Genomic DNA, 4,206 nt, shown 5'->3' on the forward strand with positions numbered 1-4,206 from the left:
GCTCAAAGGGGATAGACGAAGCGGCCGGACAAGCCGGGTGCAGGGAATGTACGGCGGCGTGATCGCCCATGGCAAGCGGGTCGCGTTCGAGGGCGTGCCTGAACGCGATGCCGTAGCGTGCCGCCAGCCGGATCAGGAACGGCTGCGTCATTTTCCCCTGTAGCGGCCCCACGCGTAGTACACCGCTCGGCGGCGTGATCGGTCCAGCCGCTGTCAGGTTCCGACTCTCGCCGTTCATTCCGCCCCGTCTGTCAGCCCCGGTCCGCGTAACCGTCTGAGGGCCCCACCCGGTTGCGGTCCCAACCTGAGCGGCCTGGGCACCCCGTAAGCACAGGCAGTCATGCCCACTCAATCCCCAGCTCCGCGAGGGCAGCGCGCTGCTCCTGAGTGAGTTTGTCGCGGCGGGCCTTGGTGTTGGAGATCCATACGCCCAGTTTCACGGTCACCGGCTCCGTCTCGTCGTCGACGATTTCTTCGCTGTGTGCGCGTGGAACCGGCCTGCCCGCGCCTTCCCGCTCGATCCACTGGGCGAGGGCCCTCACGCCGCGTAGGAAGGCCGCTGATGCCTTCCCTGAGGCCTTGCCATTCTTGGTGGCCGGTGTCGGGGCCGGCGCCTGGGCGGGCGTGATGCCCAGCTGGGACAGCCGCTCCTGCTGCTCGGTGGACAGCTGCGCCCAGGTGCCCGGATTCTTCTGCCGCTGAAGCCACTTGCCGAGGTCGTCACCGTCCATCAGCACCCCGGGGGCGATGTCGGGCAGGATGCCGTCGGCGTCGACCAGGTCCGCGAGGACGCGGTGGTGGCGTTGCCAGTCCAGGGGCCACGGGCAGTTCCAGTCCTCGTCGACCGCCGTCAGCTGCCTCGCGCGCTCCCTGGCCCGGTCGGCGTTCTTGCCGAGGCCGTGGGGGCGGCGGAGGTTGGCCATCAGCTGCCCGATCGCGACCGGCTGCCTGTCGGGGTCGTCCCAGGCGGCGTCTTGTCGGGGTGCGAGGTGTCCGGTGGCCCGGTGGTAGGAGCGGAGGGTGGCGAGTTTGTTCTCCCAGGCTTCTTCGCCGGGTTCCCACACCATCCTGGCGTCGGGGGCGTCCAGCAGTTCCATGCGGTGGGTGTCGAGTTCCCCGGCCCGCCGTGCTTTGCGCTGCTGATGCACCCACCTGCCCAGCGGGAACGCCTTCGTCACCCCGGCCTGGGTCTCGACGTCGTACGGCACGGCGTACAGCCCACCGATCTTGTTCTGGGCCCGCCACCGCAGCAGGGCCTGGTAGCCCTCGAGCCACACCAGCGACTGCGGCCGGTAGACGCGGGTGCGCAGGAACGCGGCGATGGTGGCCGGGTCACGGGGGCTGGAGAACTGCAGCAGCTCCGACTCCATCGCGCCGCTCCCCGACTCCTGCCCCTCCTGCTGACCGGCGCCGGTACCCGCGCCGGCGATGATGCGCCCGTCGTCGTCCCGCCGGACATGGACCTTCCGCATCCCTCGGGTGAGGGCCCGGCTGGCGAGCTGTTCGGTGAGGTGTTCGGAGTGGGAGCGCAGTCCTTGGAGTACGGCGACGAGGGGGGCGTAGGAGGCGCTGGCGATCATGTCGGTGGGGTCTTCGCCGGGCTTCAGGAAGACGGGCACGATGATCCGGGCGACCTTCGTGGTGCCGTCGAGGTTGGGGCGCAGCGCCCGGCCGATGTTCTGCACGATCTCCACCTGTGAGCCGCGGGTGTCGGCGAAGCAGACGGCCTCCACACCCCGCTCGCCGCGCACGTCGACCCCCTCCCCGAGCACGCGGCAGCTGGCGAGGAACGCCCGGTGCACCCGCCGGCCCGTGGCATCGATCCCGTTCGCGAACTGGCGCAGGACCTCGCGGCGTTCGGTGACGAGGTGGTCCCCGCACAGCCACGCCGACCACACCCGGCCCGCGGGAACGTGCCGACCGGCGGCCTCAACGTCCCCGGGCTCAGCACCGAGAGGAGACCGCGGCCTGGCGGCAGCTTCGCCCAGGGCGCGGGCAGTGACCTCGTCCGCATACAGATCGGCAGCCGTCTGCGGGAGGTTGAGGGCGAAGGCCTCGGCTTCCTCGACCCTGCTGTGGAAGGTCATCATCGTCTTGATGTTGCGGGCGCTGGCGTGTTCCAGGAGAGCGGCCTGCAGCAGCGCGAGCCGCCGGCCACGCCGCGCCTCGTCGGACAACCCGACGGAGTAGTCGGGGTCCTCGATCTCCAGGACGTCGATCTCGAACGCGGCGAGGACGCCCCGCTCGACCGCCTCCGAGAGCCCGAACTCGGCAAGCCACGGCCCGAAAGTTTGGGAGTCCCGGCTCATCGAACAGAGCTCCAGCTCGCGCCCGTCCTTCCCGCGCTGCGGCGTAGGTGATGCCAGGATCCGCGGGGTAGCGGTCAGGTAGAGCCGGAAGTCCGCGGGGATACGGGTGTTGTCGTGGATCGCCGCCCACGACCGACCAAGATCACCAGTAGTGCCATGGGCCTCATCGATGATCGCGAGGTCGAACGGGGCCATCTGCTGTCCGTACAGCCGCTCCCCGCCCGCCAGAGCAGCCTCCAGCGGCCCGCGCATCTTCCCCCGGCCCACAGGGTCGTCGAAGTCCTCCCGGTCCACCAAAGAGGCGTACGTAGCCAAGACAACGACCGGACCATGGCCGGCCCACAGGGCAAGCTGGATCGGGTTCGTGGTGGTGCGCACGCCCAGCGAGTCGAGCACCGGGTCGTTCTCCAGCGAGCACACCGCGACCATCGCAGCCCGATGACCCACCGCCCGCCACGCCTGCGCGGTCTGCACGAGCAGGTCCAGGGTCGGCACGGTCACGAGGACCCGGCCTTCGGGGAAACACTCCAACGCGCACGCGGCCGCCGTGATCGTCTTCCCCGACCCAGTCGCGGACACAATCGTGCCCCGCGCCCCCTGCGCCGGTACAGAAGACCTTGCCGGGAATCCCACCCAATTCCGGAAAGCCGATTTCTGACGTACCTGGTGTTCTCGGAGCTGAATCAAAAGAGTTCTCCGGACTCGGGAAGGACTTGTTCGACCGAAGCGATGCGGTATCCAGTGCGCTGGAAGAGGCCGCCGTCTCTGCCATGGACTGCCCAAGCCCGCTCGGCCGCGTTGTCGGCGGACACGGCCATCAGGTGAACAACGGGGCCCGGTACGCCCGGGCGGGAGCGGCCGGCCACGGGCCGGGCACCGATCCGGTAGACGCGATGCCGCGAGATCTCCAAAGCCACGCGCCCGCACCGCTCGGCCTCGGCCACATCTGCTATCAGCCGCTGCAACCGCTGCTCTTCGCAACGGACAGCACGCAAGTCACCAGAAGGCGCGTACGCGGCCACCTGCTCCCTGTCCATGAAAGCGGCGATCCGCCCCCACTGAAGACGCCGCAGCTCCGCGATGAACAGCCCACTCAAATGATGCGGCTCTACAGGGCACACCCGTGCGCGCCCGGCGCGTTCCTGCGCCAGGTACACCTGCACGGCCACCTGGTGCCGATCGAGTCCGGCGGCTCTCGCGATCACCCCGAGCCGGGCAAGCTCATGCGGAAGATACTCATAGATCAACACACGCACGCCGCTCCCTGAAGGGGGTCCCTCAATTACGCCAATGCTACATGCTGCATCACATCAAGATGCAGCCAAGCGACCTCCCCGAGAAGACGCCCCCCACAAGATGCCTTTCCGACCCTGATGGCCATCACGCATCGAGGTACACGGCCCCGCATGGCACCGAACACCGAACGCATCCAGTTCCTGCGGGCCGTGCGGCAACTCCACTACGTCCGCTCCTTCTACACCACGGGCGTCCTGCTATAGGCGGCGTCCACCGCCTGGACCGGCCGGCAAGCACCCGGAAGCCGGCAAATGCGGGTGTCCGTCCTCCTCCTGACCCTCTTCACTACTCTCCTCGTCACTGCGGGCCTGTCCCTTCGACGCCTCGTAGCCCCCCGACAGGCCGGCCCGCGCATCACGCCGCCCCACACAAGGCGCCACGCCCACACCTGAGAACCCGTCACCCCTGGCTCTGCTGAGGCCCCCCGAGCGGGTCCTCAGCAGAGCCAGGCGGAACCCCCACCACCCTTGCCGCTGCTCGGGCCGCAGGCCCGCTAGCCGCCCCGCACAGCGGGGCCGGCCCCATGGCGCGCAGCGCCATCGGGCGGCTGGAGCGCAGCGCAAGCCCCCCGGCTCCGGGAGCGCAGCGGACGGAGCGTCAC

The 4,206-nt window shown here is 69.4% G+C and carries 2 protein-coding genes; both read right to left on the minus strand.

Features of this window, described 5'->3' with window-relative positions; translation table 11 throughout:
* Positions 1-338: 338 nt before the first annotated feature.
* Positions 339-2,996 carry a Helicase associated domain protein gene (locus tag ABZ471_RS47925; protein WP_359075452.1) on the minus strand — a complete coding sequence of 886 codons (2,658 nt, stop codon included), beginning with the start codon at positions 2,994-2,996 and terminating at the stop codon, positions 339-341.
* Positions 2,993-3,565, minus strand: coding sequence for a hypothetical protein (locus ABZ471_RS47930; RefSeq protein WP_359075453.1), 573 nt, complete (start codon positions 3,563-3,565; stop codon positions 2,993-2,995). Before ABZ471_RS47930 ends, ABZ471_RS47925 begins: the two co-directional genes overlap by 4 nt.
* Positions 3,566-4,206: the final 641 nt, after the last annotated feature.

This window comes from Streptomyces sp. NPDC005728 (genome assembly GCF_040630895.1).
Classification (GTDB): Bacteria; Actinomycetota; Actinomycetes; order Streptomycetales; family Streptomycetaceae; genus Streptomyces.